Here is a 25,445-nt window from a genome sequence, read left to right as displayed (position 1 = left end):
TCATATTTCCAACTGCGTTTTTAAGAAATAATAGATAAAACGCTCCTTCACTTCCTTTCTTTTCAGTCGCTCTTAATCATTATCCCACGTTATAGAGAAAATTGATTCATTTGTATGTTTGTTCAACAATTTTAAGCAACAGGCAGAATAAACAGCAAAAACAGAATGCTTTGACCCTGTCTCTTATACACATCTAAAATTCTAGCGTAAATAACTGTAGGATAGATTTAATAGCAAACGAGAAAAGGGGAAGAAAAAAATGGTAGGATTTTTAGAAAAGCAACTAGAGAGACAAATCATGCTGATCTGCTTGTTAAGCATGGATATGGCTGAGATCAACGACCTTGCGGAAGAGCTAAAAGTAACGGATAAAACAATTATTGCAGATATTGATAATTTTAATTCTTCTTGTTTTCCTGCGTACATCGAGGTCAATCAGTATAAAGAAGTAACGTTGAAAATACCCAGTAACCTCAATTTAGATGATATTTTTATCAAGATCCTAAATAATTCTATCTATATAGAAGTCTTAAAATACATTCTGATTTCAGAACCATCACTAACTGAGATTTCAGCTAAATTATTTTTGAGTAAGACAAGTGTCAGGAGAATCATTACCAAAATAAATACGTACTTTTCAAAAGAAAGATTAGATATACAAATCATCTTAACCACCAGACTTCAAATCATCGGTGATGAAATCTATATTCGCAAATTTTTCTCAAGTATGTTCAAAGAAATCTGCAAAGAAAAAGATCTTCCTTATTTTGAAATGATTTATAAAATGTTGAAACGCTGTTTGATCAAGCAAGGACGGGATGCTAGCTCTTCTAAAATCATTTATACAGTCTATTATATTTTTACTTCGATCATTCGAATCGGGAACGACCATCTGATTCCTAAAGAGGAACTGGCAGATCGACCAGCTGTCGTTGATTCAATTATGGAAACGATCAAGAGTGATACTGTCTTCTGCACACTTATTAATCAAAATTATAAATTTGTGATCAGTAGAGAAAATATAGAAAATATTTTGAGTCCATATCTCAGTCTGCTTTTTACCAATCCAGCTGAAACGGATGAGTATATGCTCAGAAGAGTAGAACTGTTTCTTAAACATTTCTATTATCTTTCCAATATCAATGAAACGGTCACACCTGAAAAGGTTTTGCATTTTACCAGTTTTATTACCTTTTATAAAGAATTGACTTTTTTCAAAGTCAGCTATGCAGATATCTTTTATAAGAAAATCCTAAAGAAAAAAGTCCAGATATGGGAAGCTTATCAAAGTGCATTGATTATCTCTAACTTGTCCTCTGTACGGAAAAATGAACTTTTGTTAAAAGAATTACTGTTGGAGCTGATTGTCTCTTCGAATGAATTACTGCATCAAGTGGAGCCAAAATTAAAAGAACGGACTATTTTGTTATTAAGTTCACAAGAAATGGGACTGCCTATTTTATATAAGAACTTGATTTTGAATAAGTACCCTTCTTTTAAGAAAATCGATATTTATGAAAAAGATGTTTTTTCTTTAGACTATACACTGATCAACCAATACGACCTAGTATTGACCGATGTGAATTTGAATTTGAATCGCATATCTTCTGCCATTTTGAAAATTTCTAAAGTACCGACGGATGCTTTCTGGCATAATTTGGAAACATTTCTTCATTCTACTTGAGAAAAGAGTTGCCAATAAATTATTATTTCGGAAAAAGTAGGCGTGGTATAGACAATTTTCAGCGTTAAGATAAAAATAAAAACACTGGAGGAACGAAAATGAAAGAGTTAATCGGTTTATTTTGTATTTTATCCTTTACGTTCAGAATATTGGCCTCAATGATCAAAGCATTGTATTACGTGGCAAGAACCCTTGTTTTATTACCAGTCGCAGGATACAAGTGTTACAAAGAATGCAAAGCCAACAAAAGAGAGAGCAATCTTTTAAATATTTCATCTACATCATCAAGGGAAAACAATAGACAATATGGGACTATTGCCAATCGGATATCAGAAGCTTTCAAGGATGCAGATAAGACAAATGAGTCAAAAAACGAACCGATTTTACACAAGGAACAAGCAATTTGTCGTTAACCGCAACTGTATATAGAGTAAAAATCTGAGAGGAAGTAAAAAAGATGCTTACACCAATCAATCAAAAGTTATTTGAACTTCTGGAATACAACTTGGCAGATGAACGATTTACAAAAGAACCATCTCCCTTCGTAAACCCACGCGACCCGAACATTGAAATCAATATGGATAAGTTGAACGAATCTGTTTCAGAAGCAATTGAGGGGAAAATAAAAACGTTAACTGATGAACAGAAGCTATATAGTTATCTTTCGGAGGAAAAGCAACTTCAAATTGTGATCAATAACATAAAGAAACAACCTTTAGGGGAGATGGAGCAGGAAAAAAATTTTTTAGAGGAAAAGGTCCAGAAAGTCACTGAACATAAAAATAAACTTGAACAACAAAGAGAATCTGTTACTTATGGAGCTCCTGAGAAACCAGCTCTTAACACCGATAGCTATCAAAATGAAATGTTGATTTTATCTAGAATAAATGTGGCAGAAAACAAATATCGTCTTGATCAAATAAATGAGCCTTCTAATAAAGCTAGGGAAAGAGTAGAAAAACTAAGAATAGAAGCCACCCAGTTAAAAAAACATTTGTCTAGAGATTTAGAGAAAAAAGAACAAGAAATCACAAAAATTGAATCCACTTTGCCTCCAGCACCTGAGGATAAAGAGCGAAGAAAAAGTTGGGAAATGAATAACAATGTGGTGATTGTAAAGCTCCAAAAACTAATAGAAGAAAAAGCAGTCATCGAATCACAGATATCGGCAATAGCTAAGATTGAACGTTCTCAAGATGTTCCTACTAAGACAAAAGAATTTTCACAAGAGTTACCGAAAAAGGAAGATATCCCAAAAGAGCAGCCTAGCCAAATAGTCAAAGAAAGTGTCCCTCTGCATCGAGCTGATAGTGAAAAGGTGCAACCGAGTATTCCAGTGCCATCTCCTATGCCAAGTAAAGAATTATGGCAGAGACAAGAAACACAAAAATCAGAGAAAGCACCTCATCCTATTGAGCCGAACGTTATCATTCAAGAGAATCCTAGCCAAAAACGGGAAAATGGACCTCGTCCAAGAGCTGCTAGCGATCCTGGAGAGTCTCGGACAGACGTACCAGATAGTGGTAAAAAGACGCAAGATACACCTGAAATAACCAAGGAAGTTACACCAGATATATCAAATAAAGATGCTTTACATACAGCAATCGGCGAAAACTTAAAAGCTAGACAAGAACTACTCCAAGTGACGATCGAAAAACAAAAAGAAATATTTGGTATCATTCCTAAAAAAGCGAAACATTTACCAGAATTAAATGCGATAGATAAGAAGATCCAAGAAAATGAAGCCGAACTCGCGAAACTGAAAATCCAGTTAGATGACCCTAAAACGTGGAAGCCCGAAATGATTCAACTGCCAAAAGGGCAATCAGCTACTGTTGAAAATATCAAAGCAGATACAGACAAGATCAAAACAGATATCGAAAAGATCAAAAGCATGGATATCAAAGATTTAAAAAAAGAACTATTCCCACATTCTAAAAAAATGCGTTGGCTCCGCCGAGCGTTGCATCTATGGCCTTTGGCGGCATATCCTTTATTTGTGAGTTGGGCAGTGATGATTTTACCAGCTCTGACGGTTAGTCTCTATGCGGCACCAGTTGCGATTACTGCTTTTTCTTTCTTTTGTGCCAGTTATTATGTCCCTAAATTAATCAATTATGCGAGAAAAAAAATAGCCAATCGACGCGAAGCTCAGAAAGATAAAGAAGAACTAAATAAAGGACTGACAAAAGAAAAAGAGCAGCCAGAAGCAGCAAAAGAAGTAACAAAAGAAGCAGAAAAAGAAGCAAAGAAAATAGATATAACGACAAATGAAAAAGACAAAGAAACGCTTAAAGGAGAAAAAACGGCAGAACCAAGTCTGGAGCCTTCCACGAAAAAAGATTGGAAAGCCAAAACGAAAGATTTCTTGAAGAACAATTGGAAGACGCTAGCGATCATAGTAGGCGGAAGTACGTTGATTGCAGTGGCTTCTGTATTCCTCATGCCAATCATTGCACCTGGACTAGTTGGGGCCGGTATATTTACTCTTGGAACTGTAGCGTTGATGGGGGCTTCTGTGGGTATCGGGGCGCAACTGATTGACAAATTTGGATTGAAAAAAGTAGAAAATCATTTGAATAAAAGAGAAGAGAAAAACTTTGATCAAAAATTAGAAAAAGCACTTCATTCATTTGACCTCTCGAATCAAAAAGAAGAGAAAGTTAAAGAGGTACAAGAAAAAACAAAAGACTCAAAAGTGCAAGAAACAAAAGAACAAAACATCTCGTCAGATAGTTCTCGAACAAGCTCAGTAGTTTCTCAGGATGCTTTAGGTGCCAAAAGAAGCTCAATAAGTTCTCAAGGTTCTCTTGGACCCATAGACTACAACTTGTTTGCACACTCAAAAGATAACCAACAAGTGAAAGCAGAGATTCACGCAGAGCCAAATAAGAAAGTATCACTCGAACAAGGAAAGGAATCAAACAAAGTAGTTCCTATAAATCAAAAATTGACAGAAAATAATCGAAATGCGCCTTCTCAAGTTTCACCAGTAGCAGGGCCACGTCAATTTCAAGAGTTAAAACAAGATGCAGTTGTCAGAGCAAGTAATCAAAACGGAAAAGATGATAGCAATAGAAACAGCCCAGCACGTACCAGAAGCAACAGTCAACCAACTCCAAAAAAGGAGCAGAGTGTTCTATAAATGAAACAGAAGAAAAAACGAAAAGGAGAGTCATGTGAAAAATTCACGTTCTATGGTTTTTAGTTTTCATTTTTTAGTCTTTAGTATACTTTTGTATTTCGGTAATCGAATCGCTTTTTTGTTTTTAAGTGAGGAATTTACTTCATTTGAGCTAGCAGACCGAATTATGGAAGCAATCAATCAAAGCTTTGCAGAAATTGCGAAATTCAGTCCCCATATCGAATTTGAACAAATGTCGCTTCTAGTAGGTGTCGTTTCAGGAGTTAGCTATGTGTTATTCGTTTTGTATAAGACGTTCGATACTAAAAATACTAGACCCAATGAAGAATACGGAAGCGCACGTTGGGGAAAAGCTGGGGATATCCGTCCATTTATTGATAAAAAGAAAGATTTCAATATCTTATTGACGAAAACAGAAAGTCTGTCTTTGTCTGGTCGAATGAAGATCACTAAAAGAGACAACTTCAACCGTAATAAAAACATCGTCGTGGTGGGGGGAGCCGGAAGTGGTAAAACTCGGTTCTATGTAAAACCTAACCTGATGCAGATGCATTCTTCCTATGTTGTCAGTGACTCCAAAGGATTATTGTTGATGGAGACAGGAAAAATGTTTGAAGAAGCGGGATATAAGATCAAGATTTTTGATTTGATCAACCGGAAAGCAACCGACTACTATAATCCTTTCAAATATATCAGAAATGAAGATGATATCTTAAAAATCATCAACAACTTAATCAAGAATACAACCGATCCGGATAAAAAAGGTGGAGATGGATTCTGGGAAAAAGCAGAGACTGCATTGTTGATGGCGATTTTCAGTTACTTGATCCAAGAAGTCGTGGAAGAAGATCGAACATTGGGAAGTGTGATCGAATTGGTTCGATTAGCTGATATCGAGGAAGATGTCCCTAATTTTGTCAGTCCGTTAGATGTATTATTTCAAGAATTAGAACAAAAAGACCCACAAAATTTTGCTGTTGCACAATACAAGATTTTCAAATTATCAGCCGGGAAAACAACAAAAAGTATTTTAGTCAGCTTAGGTGTACGTCTAGCGCCATTCGACATTCCAAGTGTCAGACAGTTGGTATCAAAAGATACATTGGCGTTAGATTCAATCGGTGATCAGAAAACTATTTTATATATCTTGTTACCGGATACAGACACAAGTTTCAACTTTTTAGCTAGTATGATGTACCAGCAGTTGTTCGATATGCTTGTTTACAAAGCTGACAATGTATACAAAGGAAGACTACCAGTCCATGTACGCTGTATTCTAGATGAGTTTGCCAACATTGGCCAGATTCCTGATTTTGAAAAAGTCATTTCCGTTGTTCGAAGCCGGGAAATCTCAACGAGTGTGATCTTGCAAAATATCAGTCAGCTGAAAACATTGTATAAGAACACATGGGAAACGATCATCGGTACGAGTGACACCTTCTTATACTTGGGAGGGATGGAACAAAGCACCCATGAATACATCTCTAAATTATTGGGTAAAGAAACGATCGAACAACGAAATATCAGTGTAACGAAAGGGGCAAACGGTTCGTTCAATGAAAGCTTCCAAAAACTAGGAAGAAACCTGATGGATCCTGACGAAGTCGCAAGTTTGAAAGGGCAAGAATGTATCTTGAAAATTCGAGGAGCCCATCCGTTCCTATCTTCAAAATATGACATCACTAAACACAAGAATTATAAAAAACTCGGAGACGTCACAGAGAAATATATGTATACGCGAGATTTTTCCGAGCAAGAGGAACAGTTGCTTCCTGGACAAGAGGAATTGCCTTACGAACCAGATGAACTATTGCTCTCAGACTTTGACGAGACATTAGATGAATCAGATGACATGATCGATGAGGAAGACTTGTATGACGAGTATCAAGAAGAGCCTGATGATGACTATGACGAGGAAGCCTTGAGAGAAACAGTTTGATTATGGGAGTAGGAACGGCAGCTCTACACGAATGGAAAGAGGGGTTCTTTTGGAACTCCTTCTTTATGTGTAAATGACCAAGAAAGATGTTTTCTGAAACGTTCCAAAATTTTCTGAATTTAGAAATAACTGTGAGAGAGTAAGGGAGAATTTTCGCTATACTGAAATTAGGCTTAAAAAATAAAAATTAATTAGAGAAGGAGACTGTAATTATTATGGATTCAGGATTGTTACAACAGGTGTTTACATTAGTTTCACGTTTTACTTTAGTTGGAGGCGGTTTGTGGCTCATTTGGGGGACGATTATTTTAGCAGGTGCCTTAAAAGATAAAAATGGACCTCAGCTGCAGCAGGGTATCTGGCAAATCGTTGGTGGTGGTTTAATTCTAGTGGCTGCAGGCTGGTTTGCTACATCCTTTGATATGAGTTCTTTGTTGCCATGAGTCTGAATACAATGAGGATGATAGGAGTTTAGCATATGCACACAGCGATAATGAGTCTCTTCAATCAGATTATTGCTTATCTGAATGGAGAAGATTTACAAGCTATGTTGAGTCAGGATCTGCAGTCTTATATGTATGATGCATACAGTTTGGTTATGCGTCTACAGCAACATGTAGTAGGACCGATTGCCTTATCAATATTGGCTATTTTTGTTCTTTTGGAGTTCCAGAAGATCTCAATGAAAGTAGAAGGGGCAGGTGGTGCCCCTATGCTTGGATTCGAGATGATTATGAAAGCACTGATTAAATTCGTGCTTTGTTACATAGTAATTTTAAGAATCCAAGACATATTAGACGGAATCATCATTATTACCAGCAACTTGACTGCCAGAGTGATTGAGGTTGGAAATGATGGTGTACTGAATAATGTAGCAGATCGGGTAAGTTCAGCAGTCGCCGACCTCTCATGGTGGGAACAACTAGTTATTCTATTAGTCATGTGTATCATGTTTTTGGTTTCACTTGTTGTGCGAGTGTTGATCCAAGTAACGATCTATCTAAGATTCTTGGAACTTTATATTTTTTGTGCTATGGCACCAATCCCAATGGGGGCACTTCCAAACCAGGAATTTTCAGCAATGTCGAAAAGCTTTTTCAAGAATTTTGCGGCCACGGGACTACAAGCAACATTTATTGGCTTGGTCTTAGTTATCTATCCGCTTTTGTTTATAAAAATCATGGAAGAAGTCGGTAGCGGAATCTGGGGGATCATCATGGGATTGACCATTTATATGCTTGCTCTACTGCTTTCAATCAATAAAACAAAAGGATGGGCAAAAACATTGCTCTCTGCATCATAAGGAGGAACTATGGCTGTCGAAGTAAAAGTACCGAAAGATATCAAAGAATACAGAGAAAAAGTAATCGCTGGTATGACTTTAAAGCAGTTACTTTGTCTGAGTATCGCCGCTGGAGTAAATATCGTGATCAGTCTGATTTTCATCGCATGGCTGAAGATCCCGATGGAAATCACCAGCTGGCTGATGATCCTTTCGTCGATCCCAATCGTTTCATTTGGTTGGTTCAAGCGAAATGGATTGACCTTCGAAGTGTATATCAAACAATTTTTCAAATATCATTTTTCTCCTGGCATCCGTAAGAAGCAAGGGGTATCAATGAAAGAAGAGAAAAAAGTAGCTGAAACCGTAAATGTAGAAACAAATAAAGATACAGGCGGACAAGAAACATGATGAAGTTGAAGTCATTCACTCAAACAAGAAAATTAAAGAAAAAATTGAAGAACAATGAACCAAAGGCACAAAAGAAGGGAAAGAAATCACAAGATCTACAAGAGACGGATCCTTTGAGAGCAACTTTTGCATTTCAAGAAATCTTTCCTAGCGGTATTTGTCAAATCGATGATATCACTTATTCTACTACCATCGAACTAGAAGACATCAATTACCAATTATCGTCTGAAGACAACCAAATCGAGATTTTTTCTCAGTATTGTGATTTTTTGAATTCCTTAAGTAGTAAGACGAAATTACAGCTGACCGTCTATAAAAAGAAACGACCTTTAGCAGATTTGCAAAAAGTTCTTTATTATCAAGAAAAAGGTGACTTTTTAGATGACTACCGGTCAGAAATGAATGAAGTCATCTCTAGAAAATTAGATGAAGAAAAAAATGGGTACCGCAAATGTATCTTGTTCACTTTTGTACAAAAACATACAAAAATAGAGCATGCAGAAAAAGAACTAGAAATGGTGGCTGATCGCTTTGCAATGTTTGCCAGTCGATTAGGAAGCAAGATCAAGCGCATCGAAAAAACAGAATTATTGACAATCCTCTCAGAGATTTTAGGGACAGATGATAAAAGAGAGAAGCAAAAGGTCGAAGATGTATTGCCAGAAGTCATTGAGATAAAAGAAAACAAAAACTATCTAAAGGTAGATACGCATTATGCAAAAACGATTTATCTTCAAGAATATCCTTCTGAATTAGCAGATACGTTCTTATACGAGCTGTTAGAAATCCCGAAAGAATTAGTGATTACTCTTCATATTGATCCTCTAGAGCAAGATGAAGCTTTTGATTTAGTGAAAACAAAGCTAGCATTCATGGAGCAACAAAAAGTCGATGAGCAAAAAAAGGCGTTGCAAAACGGATATGATTACGAAATGCTTTCTTATGACCTTTCGTATTCATTAACAGAAGCAAAAGGCTTGGTAGACGATTTGCAAAATAGAGGTCAAAAGCTTTATGCGATGACAAGCTCGATTCATTTTCGGGCAGGAACAACTGAACAGCTGGCGGAGATTCAAGACGAAGTGAATGCAGTAGGACGTCGTTTTGGATTCAAGATCATTGAATTAGAATTTATGCAGGAGAATGGACTAAATGCAACACTCCCGCTAGGAATAAATTCGATACCGTTAGATCGTACGCTATCAACAGCCAGCACAGCGATTTTTATCCCATTCACCATATCTGATTTGATCCAAGAAAACGGAAAATATTATGGAGTGAATGCTATTTCTAAAAATATTCTTTCACTAGATAGAAAACTTTTAAAAGCCCCCAATGGATTCGTTCTTGGGACACCGGGCTCCGGAAAAAGTTTTTCTGTCAAACGGGAGATAGTCAATGTCTTGTTACGAGATGCAGAGGATGAAGTCATCATTATTGATCCAGAACGGGAGTATTCGGTCATCGGTCAGAATTTCAATGGAGAGATCATCAAGATATCCAGTGATTCTGCAACAACGATCAACCCGATGGATATCAATGAAAACTATGGGGACGATACCGACCCTGTAGTATTGAAGTCAGAATTCTTGATTTCGTTGTTCGATTTGATTATTGGTGGGGCACTAGGTTTGAGTTCTGCTCAAAAAACGCTGATCGACCGAGTCTGTCGTAGAACATATGAAATAATGAGCGGTGATATGCCGACTTTTGTTGATTTTTATAACATATTAAAAGAACAGGAAGAAGAAGAAGCAAAGCAGTTAGTCATGGATCTAGAGATTTATATCGAAGGAAGTTTGTCAGTGTTTTCTGCCAAAACAAACGTGGATATCACGAAGCGGCTTGTCATTTACGATATTAAAGATCTTGGGAAACAATTGAAGACAATGGGGATGTTGATCGTTTTAGACCAAGTATGGAATCGGATCACGGAAAACAGGGAACGAGGCGTGCGAACATGGCTGTATATCGATGAGATGCAACTTTTGTTCACCAATGAATATTCAGAGAATTACTTTTTTGAATTATGGAGTCGGGCAAGAAAATGGGGGGCCATTCCAACAGGGATTACTCAGAATGTGGAGACATTGCTGCTATCGGATCTTGCACGAAGAATGTTGTCTAACAGTGACTTCGTCATGATGCTCAATCAGGCTAAATCAGACAGGACACAGCTCGTTCGATTATTCGATATCTCAGAAGAACAAGAGAAATACGTAGTCAATTCTCCAGAAGGCTATGGATTAATGGTATTTGGGGATACCACTCTCCCGTTTTACGATCATTTTCCAAAAGATACGAAGCTGTACAAAATGATGTCGACCAAGCCTGGAGAAACATAATAAAGTAAAAACAAGCAGAAAGGATATGTGATAGTGGCTGATTCGGAAAATCCAAGAGGAGATATTGAACTGGATAACGAAAGAGAGGATGAGAAAGGAAGCAGCTCCACTTCCAAGTCTAAAGCAGAAAATATTGTTTTAAATAGAAACGGTGAGAAATCATCAAAAACAAAAGTCTTCAAAACGAGTAGTGAGAAAAAGAAAAACATTCGGTTGAAGAAAAAAAACGGGAAAAAAGTAAAACTGATAACTTCGAATACGCGTAAAAAACGCCTTCGTGCCATGCTTCTCGAAAAAAGAATTGTCGCAGTGCACAATCCAAAAATCGCGAAACAGCAAAAGTTATTTCGAAGAAGACAATTACTTTTAAAATCAAAAAAAGAGCTAAAGTTGGAAAATGCTCGCCAAACGAACCAACAACATATCATTCAACGGGAAAAACCGAATGAGCAGACATATCGAAATAGTGTCATTTCAGATAAGCAAACAACCCAAGTCATTACTCGCAAGCAAAAATATCAAAAGCAGTTTTTGCAAAAAGAATTGAAGTATACGGGATATGTCAGTGAAGCAAAAAAAGCTTCTTTACAACAAAAGCAAGCGACCGTTACTCGACAAGCTAAATCAACTCAATTTTCTACTCAATCTTATAAAAGAAAATATCAGCGTTCGACTCTCTCTGCTCAATCGAAGCAAACGGGTCAAACGAGCCAGAAATATAAGAGACAATCTGGACGAGCGAGCACATATAGCGTCAAGAATATGAAACATAAAGTAGACCGTTCATTACAACGAAATATTTCGCCTAAAAATCGTTTTCGTTCACAGATAAAGGAATTAGTGATTGATAAGGTAGGACGAGATGGGGACGGCAATTTGAATTTAATCGGGCTATTGATTGCGCTGTTTATTTTAGTACCGATATTGTTGAAACTGATTATCATCATTACCATCGTTGCAATAGTCATAACCGTCATCACAGTTGTTATTTCTATTTTCATGTTTATTGCTAGTCTATTCGTGATAAAGACCGAAGATATGGCGCTTGAAGAAGCCTATCGTTACGTCACACATCTAGATGCTCTCAAAAATAAGAATGTTTACAATGCTTACCAAAATTTGATCAATGACGACGCATTCGATGAAGTGTACTTCATGGTCAATGGTGTCCAATCAGATCCCGAGACGTTTTTATATTCTTCAAATGGCGATAGTTACTTATACTATTTGAATGCAAAATTCGAAGATTACGATATCGATGAATTAGCAATAGCGAAATATCGGGAAAGGATTGCTCAAAAAACCGGTCAATGGATTCCTAATCGTGGAAGTATCTATGCTATTTTTGCAGATGCTCCATATACATTGACTGATCATCCAGTTAGAGTGAATAAAGTCAGAGATGAGATCCTTGCAATCCATGATATGGTCTATAACTACAGTACACTGGCCGAACTTGGCAAACAGATTGAAACAACGACCGTCACGATCGATGAAGAGACTGGAGAAGAGAAAGTAGAAGTCAAGACGGAAACAAAAGATATTGTCACAATAAATATCAACATCCAAACATTAGGAGAAATGCTAGATTCAGACCCGGAAGTAGATGTCTATACGATGAGAGGAGGAATTATTCCTTCAAACAATGATCCTTATTACGGCAGAGTATCTGCATTTGATGAAGAGGAAGTTGATAAATATTATCCAATCAGTGATTTAGATCGCTTTGAGAACAAAATCTTTTTACTTAATCCATTCGGAGCCACTCATTACGCAAGTGTAATCGAAAATTACGGATATCGTGGACGAAATCCAGATGATAGAAACAATGATATTGTGCTAGAAGCAGAGCCAGGGACGCCAGTCTACGCAATGGGAGAAGAAACGATTGATGGGACCTTAGGGGGGGATACAGGCAGTCCAGGTTTACGTACATGGGTCTACATCAATGAATTTTCATTTTATCTGCATTATCGAAATATCAATCTTGTACCTGGACTACGTTCAGGTCAGCGATTATCTGCAGGTGACCTTATTGGATATACTCGTTCTGATAATGGTGGTAATTTGCTTATGGATATGGAACTTTATCGTTTCTGGCACGCAGATCCACCACTATATCCAGCAGTATATATCGATAATCTTTCTTTTGCTCATGAGACGAATCTCGGTTATTTCCGCAGTGGGGGAGGGTTGAGAGGGGAACTAATCAATCCACCAGCTTCTGTTACTAAATGGCGGGAGAAAGTGGCCGAAGAGACAAAGAAGAATGATATCGAAGGGTATGAAAATGCGATTTTATCTATTATCTGGGTAGAAACAGGCGGAAATGAGAGAGAATTTCCGGATATCATGCAAGCCAGTGAATCACAAGGAAGACCGCCTAATTCAATTAGAAGTCCAGAAGAATCCATCGAAGTTGGCGTACGTTATTTTGCTCGTCTTCTGAAAAAAGCACAGGAAAACCAGAAGAATGAGCGAGCTGCTGTCCAGGCATATAACTTTGGAGAAGGATATTTAGATGACTTGATCCGAAGAAATAGTGATTACTCCTTTGATGACAGCAGAATCTTTGCCCGAGATAAAAGTAATGGGAAAACCGTTCCGTATCACAATCCTATTGCGTTGCGGTTTGGTTATACGTGGCGATATGATTATGGAAATATGTTTTATGCGCAACTTGTAACGAATAATATCATGGTCGAGAGTGGACGTATGGTAGAAATAGCTAGAGAAGAGTTAGGGAATTTGAATGGTGATAAATACTGGCGCTGGTTTGGTTTTGAAAATCGTGCAGAATGGTCTGCGATGTTCGTTTCATGGGTGGCAGATCAAGCAGGGTATATCAACCAGAATCGAGTATTGAAGACTCCGAATGTATTAGCGATGAGAGACTGGTTCTACGAAAATGAAAAATTCAAACGTCATGATGAAGAGTATTTACCACAATCTGGTGATCTTATTTTCTTTGATTGGACAGGTGGAAGAACTGGCAAGGATTTTGTCGGAATCGTGGAATATGCAGGGGGCGGAATGGTCCAAGTCATCGAAGGAAATTCCGACAATCGAGTAAGAAGAAGAACCTATGCTTTAGATAGCATAGCTATCTCGGGGTATGGAACCCCATAATCTTATTTTTTAAGAAAGGTGCGAAGATGCTTAAAAATTTTTTAGAGACGAAAGCTGGAAGAAACATCATTATAGGTTTAGCTGTTCTAATCGTGGTCGTTATTACTCTTGTCACTTATTCACTGATGAGTGGGAAACCAAAGGAAACAGCCCAAGCAAATGATAAGACAGAACAGACCCAAGAAAGCAAAGAAACGATCGGACGTTATAACGGAACAATCTACAGCGGAACATGGTATTCGAACCGTTCGGATGATATGTATATCGAGTTAGATGCAGATGGAACTTACTGGGCTTCTTCCTGGATTCCTAAAGGCGAATACTACCTCAAGGACCAAAACATTATGGTTTTAGAAGCAGAAGATGGAAAAACAAAGGAATTCCAATTACAAACACGGATGGGTAGCACAGTGATGTATCTGAAAGAAGGAGAAGAAGAGATTTTCTTATATCCGAATGAAGACATCAAACAAAAAATGGAATCAGAAAATGCCGAACAAATCGAAGCGGCTGAAAAAGCAGTGAACCAAATGTGGTCTGATATCTTGACGCAAGGTCACTGGGAGAACAAAAATTCAGATCGAACATTCAAGTTGGAATTCAAAGACGGAGAGTACGTCCAAACGAAAATCGAAGGTGACGATGAGGAGACGGAGACTTTCAAATATACTATTTCAGGAATAGTTACCGAACAAAGTGGAGCAACCATTTCTTTAAGCAGAACCGATAGTAACGATAGAAAGCAAGATATCAACTTCAAAATAACAGAGGAAGGATCAAAATATATTTTGGCAGGACCAGTAGGGACCTTCAAGTGGAACTCTTACTATGAAAAAAAATATGACGATGTCACACTAACGCAAGATGGGACAACACGAGACGATTTGCCCGAACGGACGATAGAGACAACAGATGAAGAAGGGAACAAGGTCATTATCACTGAAAGAGATGTGACAAGCTAATGGATGGAAACAATGCTAGCAAAGACAAAGAAGTAGAACTCACGGAAAGAGGGTTTCTCTATCTTGCTAAAAGTACTCCCCGTATTTTATTATTTGCCGTGAAGTCTCTATATAGAATTGTAAGAGGAACGATCAATCTTGTGAGACAGAGAAGGTTTCGCGAGACTATTAAAAGCCTACCTCGTGTTCCAATAGTTATGTTTAAACTTTTATATAACGCTAGAACAAGAAGCATCGATTTTGTGGAAAAAATGCAAGGGAAACAAAAAGAAAAAAAACAAGAGAACCAAAAAAATGGAGCAGTCCAAAATGAGAGTCAGACCCAAAGTCAGGATCTAAAAGGCAAAAAGCCAGAAATTACTATATCACGGAATAACATCAATAGAGAACTAGGACCGTCAATGCAAAATTCAGGAGGAACAAAAGCAGAGGGGGTTGAACTACTAAGAAGCAACAAAGCTGCTAGAGCGCGGGTCCAAAGTCCAACACAGAACCGGAAACGTTCATTAAGTGAGATTACAGCTTCCGCAACTAAGAAAGCTAACAAATGGAATGAAAGGGTGCTTAATGAGAGAAGAATTTCACCACCATCAAGATCTAGATAAGTGAAAAAATCGAAAGTGCTTAGGAAGAACGAGATTTCCATCTCTTCCTAAGCATTTTCTAAATCAAGCGTATAACAGTTTGTATCTCAACAATAGACAAATGAAACAAGGCGCAATGGTCAACAGCACATGACTCGATTTAGCGAATAAAGCGGAGGTTCATGATGGATAAACGAGAAAAAGCTTATTTACGCAACAGTAAGAACGTACTAAATAAACACTTTACTTATATTTTAGATAACGTCAAAAAAATCGAAAAAAAGTTAAACAAACAACAGGAAAAAATGACTGCACCTCCTGAAAGGCAAGTGTTGCTTGATGAATATAATCAAACAAAAGAAACATATAGGGTGTGGAATCAACGATTAGCAGATGTCGAAGAACAGATTCTAGATGTAAGAAAGTTATTGAATAACAAAAATGATTATCAGTATAAAAGTAAGACGATGAAAAGGAAAGGGTATGTGGTGGGCACAGCCAAATCCTATTTAAGTCATAACGTTGAACAATCAATGAATGATATCCGGAAGACAGCAAATTTTGGGATTGAATTATACAAGCAACAAGTGAATAAAGAACGCCCGCCTAGTAATTTTCAAATCACGTTAGAAGACATTATTAAAGCTAGAGCAGCCCTTAAAAGTACCCCAAATAATCCTAGAGAAGATCAAGTCATAAAAAAAAACGGTTGTCGGTAAAACAGCAAAGCCAACAGGTAGGCTTAATAAAACAAAAAGCGAGGTCTGAAAAAATGCCTAATAAGAAGGACTTAAAAAAAGAAAAAGAATTGCTGAATCAGGATTTCAAAAACGTTTGTAAAGAATGGCACGCGATAAAACGAAAATTGGTTAAGGGACAAAGAGAAATACAGAAGGAAGAGATAGAGCTAAACAACCCCGTGTATAAAGCAGAATTAAAAAAAGCATTTCAATCTGGCGAATATAAAAATAGAATGTTGATTTATAACCCATCTGTAGAACTAATTCAAGAATATCAAAAAAATTTAATTAGTTATGGAAAGATTTGTCAGAAAATGCATAATCTTGAGCAAAAAATATATAGAAAAAGAGAAGAAATCAAAAATAAACCCAGTTATGTAAAAGGTAGTAAAACATTTGAACAGTTGAACTATAAAGAAGGATTTGCTTTAGCAGCTTTAAAAAACAGTTACAATAAATTTTATCCTAAAGAAACAGCGGATGTTATCAGTACGATCAAAGATCTTGCTGATACTGCTAATGTCAAGTTACACCTTCTCAATGAACAAGAAATATCTCAAGAGTTGAACAATTTATTGCCAGCTGTGCGTAGAGAAGGAGAGATTAATAAACAAAATCCAAACTTAGAAAATAAAGTAGGACAAGCGCGTAAAAATGCTAAGTCTATGAGAAATTCATTAGTTCAAGAAAATTCTCATCAAGTTCGCTGATACGAATCAAAAAAATAAGGAACTGTGACAAAAGTCTTGTCGCAGTTCCTTTTTCCGAATAAACGGTGTTCCAGAAGTAGCTTCTTTGGAAATAAGCCGAAATTTCACAAAAATTTGAGAAGCAATTTTCGTAAACTCCTTCTTATTTCTTGAAGCTGACCACTTCTGTCACAACCTCTTCAAATCGTTAAATGGATTGCACAATGATCGTTAGTAATAGACCCAATACATAGCTAGCATTGAATAAGACCATATTTTTGATGGAATAGCTGAAACTGATAGGTTGGGGTAATGTTTGCTTGAATTGATCTAAATGCTTTTTCACAATTGGCAAAGTCAAGAAGGTGACTAAGATTGGCCATTCATAGATACCACTCAACAAGCCCATCAAGATCACAAAATAGCAAGCATACATCAATAACTGGAATAAGACTGTTCCTGCTGGGCGTCCGATATAAAAAACCAGTGTATAGCGATGATTTTCAATATCGCGGTCAAGATCTCGCAAATTATTAGCTAACATGATATTGGCAATCGTAAACACCAAGGGTAAGGAAGCCAATACAATGGCTGCTATAGCCCAAAGGTTTCCTACCAAAGCAAATTGCCCGGATGAAAAATCGATTGTCAGATCATAGACATCCGAACCGAATGTATTAACATAAACGACCATGGCAAAAATCCCAAGTCCCATAGTCACCCCGCTGAAGATTTCCCCTAAAGGCATTCGAGACAAGGGAATGGGACCGAATGTATAGAATACTCCGATAAAACAACAGATAAATCCCATCAAAAGCAAAAGCCAACCCGTATTGATTGTTAAAATAACGCCAATAACAAAAACAAATGCGATCATCGCTAAAATCATGTTTCGGATCAATACAGGGGATAGATTTCGGCGACCAATGACGTTTTCTTCATACTTATATACTTCAGAATGCGCCTTTTCATAATCCATGTAATTATTGATCGCGGTTGTCGCTAAATCAAAAACTAGCATCCCAACAAAAAATAAAAAAGTGTTCAACCAATGTATCTCGTTAAAAAAAGCGATAGAGAATAATACCCCTACCGCAAAAGGAAATACACTAGCCACCTTTGTTCGTATTTCAACTACTTCTAAAAAGATTTTTAGTGTCATGGTTCGTGCTCCTTATTTTAGTTCAGAACGGTCACCCATCGTGTAATGGGAGTCCTCAGATAATTTGAAAGTGTCTTTGATCGGATCGGTCACATATACTTTATCGTCTTTTGTCACGAAGATTGCTTCCGTCCCATTGTTCAATTCACTTTCAACATATTCCAGACCTTTTTTCACACCCATTGAAAAGACTGCTGTAGACAGACCGTCACCATCAATGGATTTATCTGTTATGATCGTGACACTTGCGATATCGTTGTCGAATGGATAACCTGTTTTTGGATCAAACAAATGATGGTATTTTTTGCCATCTACTTCTAAATAGCGCTCATAAATTCCAGAAGTAACTAATGTTTTGTTCCGTTCTTTGATAGAACCTAAAACAGAGCCACGAGCCATATTTGGATCTTGGATGCCGACTGTCCAGTCTTGGTTTTCGCCTCTTGGGCTGTGTCCTAAGACATAGACATTCCCACCTAAATCAACGATAGCAGTAGTCACACCTTGTTTTTTCAAGACTTTCACTACTTCGTCTGTAATGTAGCCTTTGGCGATTGCCCCTAAGTCGATGATCATTCCTTTTTCTTTTAGATAGACCGTTTTTTCTTGGTCATTTAGTTCAATTTTATGATAATCCACTAATTTCAATGCCTGATCGATTTCTTCTTGTGAAGGTTTTCTGGCGTCATCAAATCCGATTCGCCATAATTGAGTGATTGCACCGATTGCCATATCGAATCCGCCTTGAGAATCTTGGCTGTATTCATAGGCTCGTTTGACTAATGTGTAGACGTCGTCAGAAACTTTTACGGGTTTGATTCCAGCCTGTTCATTCACTTCATCAATCTCGGAACCTTTTTGGTTGATCGTGATTTTATCACCAAGCTCTTTTACTCGATCAAAGGCAGGTTTCAATGCTGCTTCTTTGCCTTCATCATACACACGGATACGAACGTAAGTCCCTAACAAGAACTGTTCATCAGAGTACGGATCTTTCAAGATCTTGGTAGAAGCTGAACTTTCAGTGGTTGTTTTTTTTGCTGAATTAGTACAGCCAGTTAGCACCATAAAAGAGATGCCCAGTGTGATTAAGGAAAATAGTAGTTTTTTCCGCATTGTTTTCCTCTCTTCATTTTGAAAGGTGAGACGACTGCCTAATCTGGCTATCGTCCCACCCTCCAACTTTTATTAATATGGTTATATGATATTACTCTGTTACGATATTGTCTACTTCGATTGTTTGAGTGTCGCCTTTTTCAGCTGCATTCACTAATTGTTGTGCGTACATGATGAATGAATGTGAGCTGTGTGTAGCACCTGTAACAACTTCTACATCAGCAGGTGAGCCGTCTTCTTCACCCATTGCTTTGACGAATTCATCGTTAAGAGTAGGGATGTAAGTTTTTGGTTCTGTTCCGCTTTTGGCTTTCATGTTTTCATTGTATTCTGTATCATCTTGTTTTGATTTACCGTCTTTGTCGATATAATCAAAGTTTGATTCAGTTACTTTGCCGCCAGCAACTGTCATTTCGAATTGCACACGGTAGCCGTTAGAGTAGTTCTTTTCTTCTAGCTTGTAAGTGCCGTCTTTCAAGTCAGCACCATTGTCGATTTCAATTGTATCTGTGTTCCCAGCTTGAGCAGCTTGGATCAATTGTTGTGCGTAGTTTTGGAAGCTTTCAGATGAGTGAGTAGCTCCAGTTACGACTTCCACACCGCTTGCGCTTTGTGCTTTTAAGAATTGGTCGTTCAACTCAGGAATATATTTTTCTGGATTTGTGCCAGATTTTGCTTCCATGTTTTTGTTGTATTCTGCATCTTTTGTTTTTGATTCGCCGTTTTCATTGACGTTATCATATTTTGATTCAGTAATTTTACCGTCTTTTACAACCATTTCAAAAACTGCGCGGTAACCATTTGAATAATTTTTTTCTTCTAATTTATATGTGCCGTCTTGCAAGTCTCCGCCAGCAACAACTTTTGTAGATGATTCTGTTGTGCTTTTTGCAGTTGAAGATTGTGCTGTAGCAGTTGAAGATTGTGCTGTAGATGATTCAGAAGAAGAATTTGAACTTCCGTTATCATCTGCGCCGCAAGCGCCTAACACTAGAGCTGAAAATGCTAACACGGCAAATCCAGTTACAAAACGTTTTTTCTTCATTTTAATACCCCACCATTCCATTTTTAGTCCACAATTTTTCTTTGTGATTCATTATACATTCTAATCTTTTTAGCCTATAAGTCAACTATTTTTGATAAATAACCCGCGTAATATTTCAAACGTTTTCTTTCAGCAAATTTCGTGAAAAAACGCTTTATTTTAAAATTTGAAAAAAATCCAAAAGGAGTTAGACAAAAGAACAGAACATCTATATAATATATGGAGATTGTGTAATAAGTATCAAACTAAAAGAATTATCATATATTTATTATATAGATAGTCTATAAGGAGCGGATGATCAATGGCAAAGCAAAATATTGTCGTTGTAGGAGCAGGATATGCCGGTGTTTCAGCTACAAAATACTTGGCAAAAAAACTGAAAAAAGAAGATGTAGCAATTACTCTGATCGATCGTCATTCGTACCATACTATGATGACCGAGTTGCATGAAGTAGCTGGCGGACGTGTAGAACCAGAAGCAATCCAATACGATCTGCAGCATTTGTTTGCTCGTCAAAAGAATGTACAACTTGTCACAGATACAGTTGTCGGTATCGATAAAGAACAGAAAATCGTCAAGACCAAATTGGGTTCCTATCCTTTTGATCAGCTGATCCTTGGAATGGGCGGAGAGCCGAATGACTTTGGTACACCTGGTGTCAAAGCTCACGGATTTACCCTTTGGTCATTTGAAGATTCTGTAAGGATACGTGAACATATTGAGAAAACAGTAGCAAAAGCTGCGTTGGAACCAAATGATGAGTTGCGTAAAGCCATGCTGACTTTCGTTGTCTGTGGTTCTGGGTTTACCGGTATTGAAATGATTGGGGAACTGATTGACTGGAAAAATCGCTTAGCCAAAGATTACAAGTTGGATCCAAACGAGATCACACTGATGGTCGTAGAGGCAATGCCGACGATCTTGAATATGTTAGACCGAAATGATGCTGCAAAAGCTGAACGCTATTTGCGTAAGCACAATGTAGAATTATTATTGAATGCACCAATCGTAGAAGTGGCTGCGGATCATATCAAGCTGAAGGACGGACGCAACATTCCGACCCACACACTGATTTGGACAGCTGGTGTTAAAGGAACTTCTGATGCTGCTGATTTTGGATTAGAAGCAGCACGCGGACAGCGGTTGATCGCCAATGAATACATGCAGGCAAAAGGCTACGAAGATAAAAACATCTATATCATCGGTGATTTAGTCTTTTATGAAGAGTTTCCAGGAACACCGACACCGCAGATCGTCCAAGCTGCTGAACAAACAGGACACACAGCCGCAGCGAATATCGTGGCTTCGATCAAAGGCGGAGAAAAGCATAAATTTAAAGGAAACTATCAAGGATTTATGGTTTCTATTGGTGCCAAATGGGGGGTAGCTAACCTATTTGACAAGATCCATTTAAGCGGATTTTTAGCTATCGTAATGAAACATATCGTGAATTTGAAATACTTCTTTGATATTCGTTCTGGTTATTATATGTTCCAATATTTAATGCATGAGTTTTTCCATATCAAAGACGATCGCAACGTGACTCGAGGACATTCTTCTCGTTACGGTAACGTCTTATGGAGTGTGCCACTTCGTATTTTCTATGGTTTAGTTTGGTTCGTTGAAGCTTCCAAAAAAATCATTGGTAATGGTGAAGTGTTCAGACCAAGTACTTGGTTTGGTGAAGGATCATGGTTCACTGGAAACAGTGTATTTCCTTGGACGTGGGAATATAATGTAACAGATGTTGCCAGTGGTGCTTCTGCTGCTGGAGATGCAACCACAGCTGCCAGCGGAGCAGGGGCAAGTGCCGGAGAAGCAGCGACTCATGCTGCACATTTCGGTTTGAGTTATGCATACGGAGAAGAACCAATGGCTGTGATCGAGAAGTCACCAGACTGGTTCACGAAGATTATGCAAGTAATCATGCCAAATAATGATGTAGCAATGTTCTTCCAAAAATTTATGGTATTCTTTGAAATCGCCTTGGCATTAGCATTGATTGCTGGATTATTCACATGGCTATGCAGTGCGACAACGATCGTATTAGTGATCACATTCTGTTTATCAGGAATGTTTTATTGGGTAAACATTTGGTTCATTTTTGTTGCTTTCGCATTGATGAACGGCTCTGGTCGTGCGATTGGTTTGGATCGTTGGGTGATTCCGTGGCTACAACGTACACTAGGCAATTGGTGGTACGGTAGACCAAGTGCCCAATACGGCAAGAAATAAATAGATAAAAATAAATGAACAACGTTATTTGAATGCAAGATTTTCAATAGAAAGGGGCTGAGGCAAACCGTCGCAGCCTCCTTTTTATGTAAAACAAAGGAATAAGATGCCCGAGATAAACCTCCATGAGCAAGACACAGGTGTCATAACCTCTGATAAACGGTATTCCAGAAGTAGCTTCTTCGGAAATAAGACGAAATTTCACAAAAATTTGAGAAGCAATTTTCATAAATTCCTTCTTATTTCTTGAAGCTGCCCACTTCTGTCACAACCTCTTGATATAAACGGTGTTCCACCTGCTGCTTCTCGGTAATAAGCCCAGAGAATTAGAAAACATGGAAAGCTGCTTTCTATTCTTCGTTCTTATTACTCAAAGCAAGGCACAGGTGTCACAACCTCTTGTTTTTATGCTAAAATTGGGTGAGTTAATCTGGAAAAAGGAGAACAAAAATGAGCCTTAAAGAATTTGCTGAAAAAAGTCTGCTCAAACCTTGGGATGTTTTTATTATTTTGCTTTTGACTGTTCTTTCTTTTTTACCAGTCATGATTTTTGGTCTTCAGCAAAATACCGCAACAGCAGAAAAAGAAGCGGTACTGCGTGTGGATGGCACAGAAATCAAAACATTCCCTTTGATGGCTGGAGAAAAGAGCTACACATATACTTACAAAGATAAACACGGAGATTATAACTTGATTGAGATAGATGGCGATCGAGTACGGATAAAAGAAGCAGACTGCGATGACCAGATCTGCGTACGTCGAGGCTGGGCAACGAAAAATGGTGAAACCATTGTTTGTTTACCACATAAATTAGTGATCGAGGTCCGATCTACAGATGGGGGTGACGAAGACAGTCTGATTTATTAGACCTTCACACACCATGAGCAAATTACAAAAAATGATTTATATTTCGCTACTTGTTGCACAAGGAGTGATCATTGGCTTATTGGAAAATATGATTCCTTATCCTTTTGCTTTTGCGCCTGGAGCAAAATTGGGCTTAGCCAACCTGATCACGATCGTTGCGATTTTTACCATGAAAAAACGGGACAGCTTCTTGCTATTGTGGCTGCGACTATTCCTGACTACCTTGCTAGGTGGAACGATTTCCACGTTCCTTTACAGCATGAGCGGTGCTCTGCTCAGTTATTTTGGGATGTTATTGGTCAAGCAATTAGGACCCAAACGTATCAGTATCATCGGGATCAGTGCGGCCGGTGGGTTCATGCATAATGTCGGTCAACTTTTGATGGCCTCTTTCATTGCGCAATCATGGACAGTCATGCTGTACTTGCCAGTCCTTTCCGTTTTAGGAATATTGTCAGGAATCGCTATCGGAATCGCGGCGAATTATCTTTTACGACATGTGCAGACACTGCAACGATTCCAAAAAGATTATGAGCAGGGAACCAAACAACAATGGAGCCCGATGTTTACCAAAAAATAATCGTCACACAAGGAGTTTTTTTATGAAGCTACATCCAATGTGGGAAAACTATCCTGCTTTAAGTAAAGAATTGACAGAAACACTAAAACGGATGGAAGAAACTGTCCGTCTGAAAAACAAACCTGTCGAACAAGCAATCAAAGAAACGATCCATGCTGGCGGAAAACTGTTGCGACCTGCCTATCAGCTACTGTTCTCACAATTTGGACCAGAGCAAGACCGGGACAAAGCCATCGCTTTGGCAGCTTCCATCGAAATGCTCCATACGGCCACACTGATTCATGATGATATCGTTGATGAAGCAGATCTGCGGCGTGGTCAGCCTAATATCCGTAGTCAGTTTGGGAATGTCGTTTCTGTTTATGCAGGAGATTATTTATTCGTCTGCTGTTTTAAACTATTGTCTGATTACTCGACTTCCCTGAAAAGTCTTCAATTGAATTCTCGCAGTATGGAAAAAGTATTGAATGGCGAATTAGGGCAGATGGATGATCGCTATAATTATGAACTTTCTGTAAAAGAATATTTGGAGAATATCTCAGGTAAGACAGCTGAATTGTTCCAACTAAGTTGTTCTGTTGGCGCTTTTGAAAGTGGAACAAGCGAGCGTTTCGCAAAAAAAGCAGGAGATATCGGACTCTCTATCGGGATGGCCTTCCAAATTATCGATGATATTTTGGATTATACAAAAGAGAGTCAGGAAATCGGGAAACCTGTACTAGAAGACATGCGTCAAGGAGTCTATTCTTTGCCATTGATCTATTCTTTGCAAAAAAACAAACAGAGTTTACTGCCTTATTTAGAGAAGAAAACGGAAATGACAGAAGAAGATATTGAAGCTGTACGCAAAATCGTTGAACGTACAGGAGGTGTGGGAGAAGCCAAGAAATTAGCAGCAGCCTACACAGAAAAGGCGTTGAAAGAAATCAAGAAATTACCTGATACCTCTCTTCGAACGAGAGAAAATCTTTTTTCCCTTACTCAATTGATTCTAGACCGCAAAGACTGAACAGAAATTGGTGCAACACGTGGATAAATTCCTAAGGATGAAATCTACGTGTTTTTGGATCACTTGAAATGGCTTTTTTGATGTTAACAAGCAAAAATAAAGAGCAATGTCACTAACTGACGTTGCTCTTTATTTTTTATCTCGGTTCATTTTTTTATCTTTTCGACTTCTTATTACTCATGAAAGTGATTCTTAAACCGATTACAAGTAATATAACGCCTGCGATTGTTATCCAATTATTTGATTGACTTCCAGTTTTAGGAAGTACTTTTTTCGATTTATTTAAACGATCATCGCTTGTTTTATTAGCTAAGTTAACGTTCGTCTTGTTATCCGAACTTGTTCTTGGGAAAGAGACACTTGCATGACGACTATCACTTGTGATAAATGTTGTATCTGCCGTATCGATACTGTCACTTGAAGTGGTAGTAAAATCCGAGCTATCACTTGATGTGGTAGTTGTATCTGTACTATCACTTGTGGTAGTAGAATCTGTGCTATCGCTTGAAGTCGTTGTGTC

General features: G+C 37.9%; 21 protein-coding genes. 17 read left to right on the top strand and 4 right to left on the bottom strand.

Going from position 1 to position 25,445, the window contains the following annotated elements; genetic code table 11:
• The first annotated feature begins 259 nt into the window (after positions 1 to 259).
• The 13 genes from A5849_RS01015 to A5849_RS00955 all read left to right on the top strand — a co-directional run bounded on the left by A5849_RS01015 (position 260) and on the right by A5849_RS00955 (position 16,931).
• Positions 260 to 1,684: a helix-turn-helix domain-containing protein gene (locus tag A5849_RS01015; protein ID WP_002345602.1), complete on the top strand. Its 1,425-nt coding sequence runs from the start codon at positions 260 to 262 to the stop codon at positions 1,682 to 1,684.
• Positions 1,685 to 1,782: 98 nt separating this feature from the next.
• On the top strand, positions 1,783 to 2,097 hold the full coding sequence (locus tag A5849_RS01010) for a hypothetical protein (protein WP_002345603.1): 315 nt from the start codon (positions 1,783 to 1,785) through the stop codon (positions 2,095 to 2,097).
• A gap of 44 nt (positions 2,098 to 2,141) precedes the next feature.
• Positions 2,142 to 4,829, top strand: coding sequence for a hypothetical protein (locus A5849_RS01005; RefSeq protein ID WP_086309905.1), 2,688 nt, complete (start codon positions 2,142 to 2,144; stop codon positions 4,827 to 4,829).
• A gap of 34 nt (positions 4,830 to 4,863) precedes the next feature.
• Positions 4,864 to 6,768 (top strand): VirD4-like conjugal transfer protein, CD1115 family, encoded by a 1,905-nt coding sequence (locus tag A5849_RS01000; protein ID WP_002314256.1) that lies wholly within the window; start codon positions 4,864 to 4,866, stop codon positions 6,766 to 6,768.
• A gap of 215 nt (positions 6,769 to 6,983) precedes the next feature.
• Positions 6,984 to 7,211, top strand: coding sequence for a hypothetical protein (locus A5849_RS00995; RefSeq protein ID WP_002310588.1), 228 nt, complete (start codon positions 6,984 to 6,986; stop codon positions 7,209 to 7,211).
• Positions 7,212 to 7,246: 35 nt separating this feature from the next.
• Entirely contained in the window at positions 7,247 to 8,071 is an 825-nt protein-coding gene (locus tag A5849_RS00990) for a hypothetical protein (protein ID WP_002310587.1), read from the top strand.
• A 9-nt stretch (positions 8,072 to 8,080) separates the two neighbouring features.
• A complete protein-coding gene (locus A5849_RS00985; RefSeq protein WP_002314257.1) occupies positions 8,081 to 8,461 on the top strand; it encodes a PrgI family protein in 381 nt (126 codons plus the stop codon).
• Positions 8,458 to 10,806: a VirB4-like conjugal transfer ATPase, CD1110 family gene (locus A5849_RS00980; protein WP_002314258.1), complete on the top strand. Its 2,349-nt coding sequence runs from the start codon at positions 8,458 to 8,460 to the stop codon at positions 10,804 to 10,806. Before A5849_RS00985 ends, A5849_RS00980 begins: the two co-directional genes overlap by 4 nt.
• 33 nt (positions 10,807 to 10,839) lie before the next feature.
• Entirely contained in the window at positions 10,840 to 13,935 is a 3,096-nt protein-coding gene (locus A5849_RS00975) for a lysozyme family protein (RefSeq protein WP_002345608.1), read from the top strand.
• A 26-nt stretch (positions 13,936 to 13,961) separates the two neighbouring features.
• Complete coding sequence (locus A5849_RS00970) at positions 13,962 to 14,897, top strand: hypothetical protein (RefSeq protein ID WP_002314260.1); 936 nt, start codon at positions 13,962 to 13,964, stop codon at positions 14,895 to 14,897.
• A complete protein-coding gene (locus A5849_RS00965; protein WP_002310581.1) occupies positions 14,897 to 15,502 on the top strand; it encodes a hypothetical protein in 606 nt (201 codons plus the stop codon). The genes A5849_RS00970 and A5849_RS00965 overlap by 1 nt, the downstream gene beginning before the upstream one ends.
• Before the next feature lie 164 nt (positions 15,503 to 15,666).
• Positions 15,667 to 16,200, top strand: a complete 534-nt coding sequence (locus A5849_RS00960; RefSeq protein ID WP_002335244.1) for a hypothetical protein — start codon at positions 15,667 to 15,669, stop codon at positions 16,198 to 16,200.
• A gap of 53 nt (positions 16,201 to 16,253) precedes the next feature.
• A complete protein-coding gene (locus A5849_RS00955) occupies positions 16,254 to 16,931 on the top strand; it encodes a hypothetical protein (RefSeq protein WP_002320492.1) in 678 nt (225 codons plus the stop codon).
• Between the two features lie 187 nt (positions 16,932 to 17,118).
• Here A5849_RS00955 and menA read toward each other — a convergent pair whose 3' ends face one another.
• From menA to pplA, 3 genes are all read right to left on the bottom strand, one after another.
• Complete coding sequence (gene menA / locus A5849_RS00945) at positions 17,119 to 18,072, bottom strand: 1,4-dihydroxy-2-naphthoate polyprenyltransferase (protein WP_086309904.1); 954 nt, start codon at positions 18,070 to 18,072, stop codon at positions 17,119 to 17,121.
• A 12-nt stretch (positions 18,073 to 18,084) separates the two neighbouring features.
• Entirely contained in the window at positions 18,085 to 19,188 is a 1,104-nt protein-coding gene (locus tag A5849_RS00940; RefSeq protein ID WP_002310577.1) for an FAD:protein FMN transferase, read from the bottom strand.
• 91 nt (positions 19,189 to 19,279) lie between these two features.
• On the bottom strand, positions 19,280 to 20,233 hold the full coding sequence (gene pplA / locus A5849_RS00935; RefSeq protein ID WP_033628413.1) for an extracellular electron transfer flavoprotein PplA: 954 nt from the start codon (positions 20,231 to 20,233) through the stop codon (positions 19,280 to 19,282).
• A gap of 301 nt (positions 20,234 to 20,534) precedes the next feature.
• Here pplA and A5849_RS00930 point away from each other — a divergent pair, with 301 nt between their 5' ends.
• The 4 genes from A5849_RS00930 to A5849_RS00915 all read left to right on the top strand — a co-directional run bounded on the left by A5849_RS00930 (position 20,535) and on the right by A5849_RS00915 (position 24,925).
• Positions 20,535 to 22,469, top strand: a complete 1,935-nt coding sequence (locus A5849_RS00930) for an NAD(P)/FAD-dependent oxidoreductase (protein WP_002310575.1) — start codon at positions 20,535 to 20,537, stop codon at positions 22,467 to 22,469.
• A gap of 450 nt (positions 22,470 to 22,919) precedes the next feature.
• Positions 22,920 to 23,336: a NusG domain II-containing protein gene (locus tag A5849_RS00925; RefSeq protein WP_002310574.1), complete on the top strand. Its 417-nt coding sequence runs from the start codon at positions 22,920 to 22,922 to the stop codon at positions 23,334 to 23,336.
• Between the two features lie 13 nt (positions 23,337 to 23,349).
• A complete protein-coding gene (locus A5849_RS00920; protein ID WP_002310572.1) occupies positions 23,350 to 23,916 on the top strand; it encodes a Gx transporter family protein in 567 nt (188 codons plus the stop codon).
• Positions 23,917 to 23,938: 22 nt separating this feature from the next.
• Positions 23,939 to 24,925, top strand: a complete 987-nt coding sequence (locus A5849_RS00915) for a polyprenyl synthetase family protein (RefSeq protein WP_002310571.1) — start codon at positions 23,939 to 23,941, stop codon at positions 24,923 to 24,925.
• Positions 24,926 to 25,079: 154 nt separating this feature from the next.
• Here A5849_RS00915 and A5849_RS00910 read toward each other — a convergent pair.
• Positions 25,080 to 25,445 (bottom strand): LPXTG cell wall anchor domain-containing protein (locus A5849_RS00910; protein WP_002345613.1); only part of this gene is annotated, 366 nt, incomplete at its 5' end.

Origin of the sequence: Enterococcus sp. 10F3_DIV0382, assembly GCF_002140245.1 — a bacterium.
In the GTDB taxonomy this organism is placed as follows: Bacteria; Bacillota; Bacilli; order Lactobacillales; family Enterococcaceae; genus Enterococcus_B; species Enterococcus_B lactis.
The sequence above is the reverse complement of the archived record's forward strand: the minus strand, read 5'-3'. Positions and strand labels throughout refer to the sequence as shown.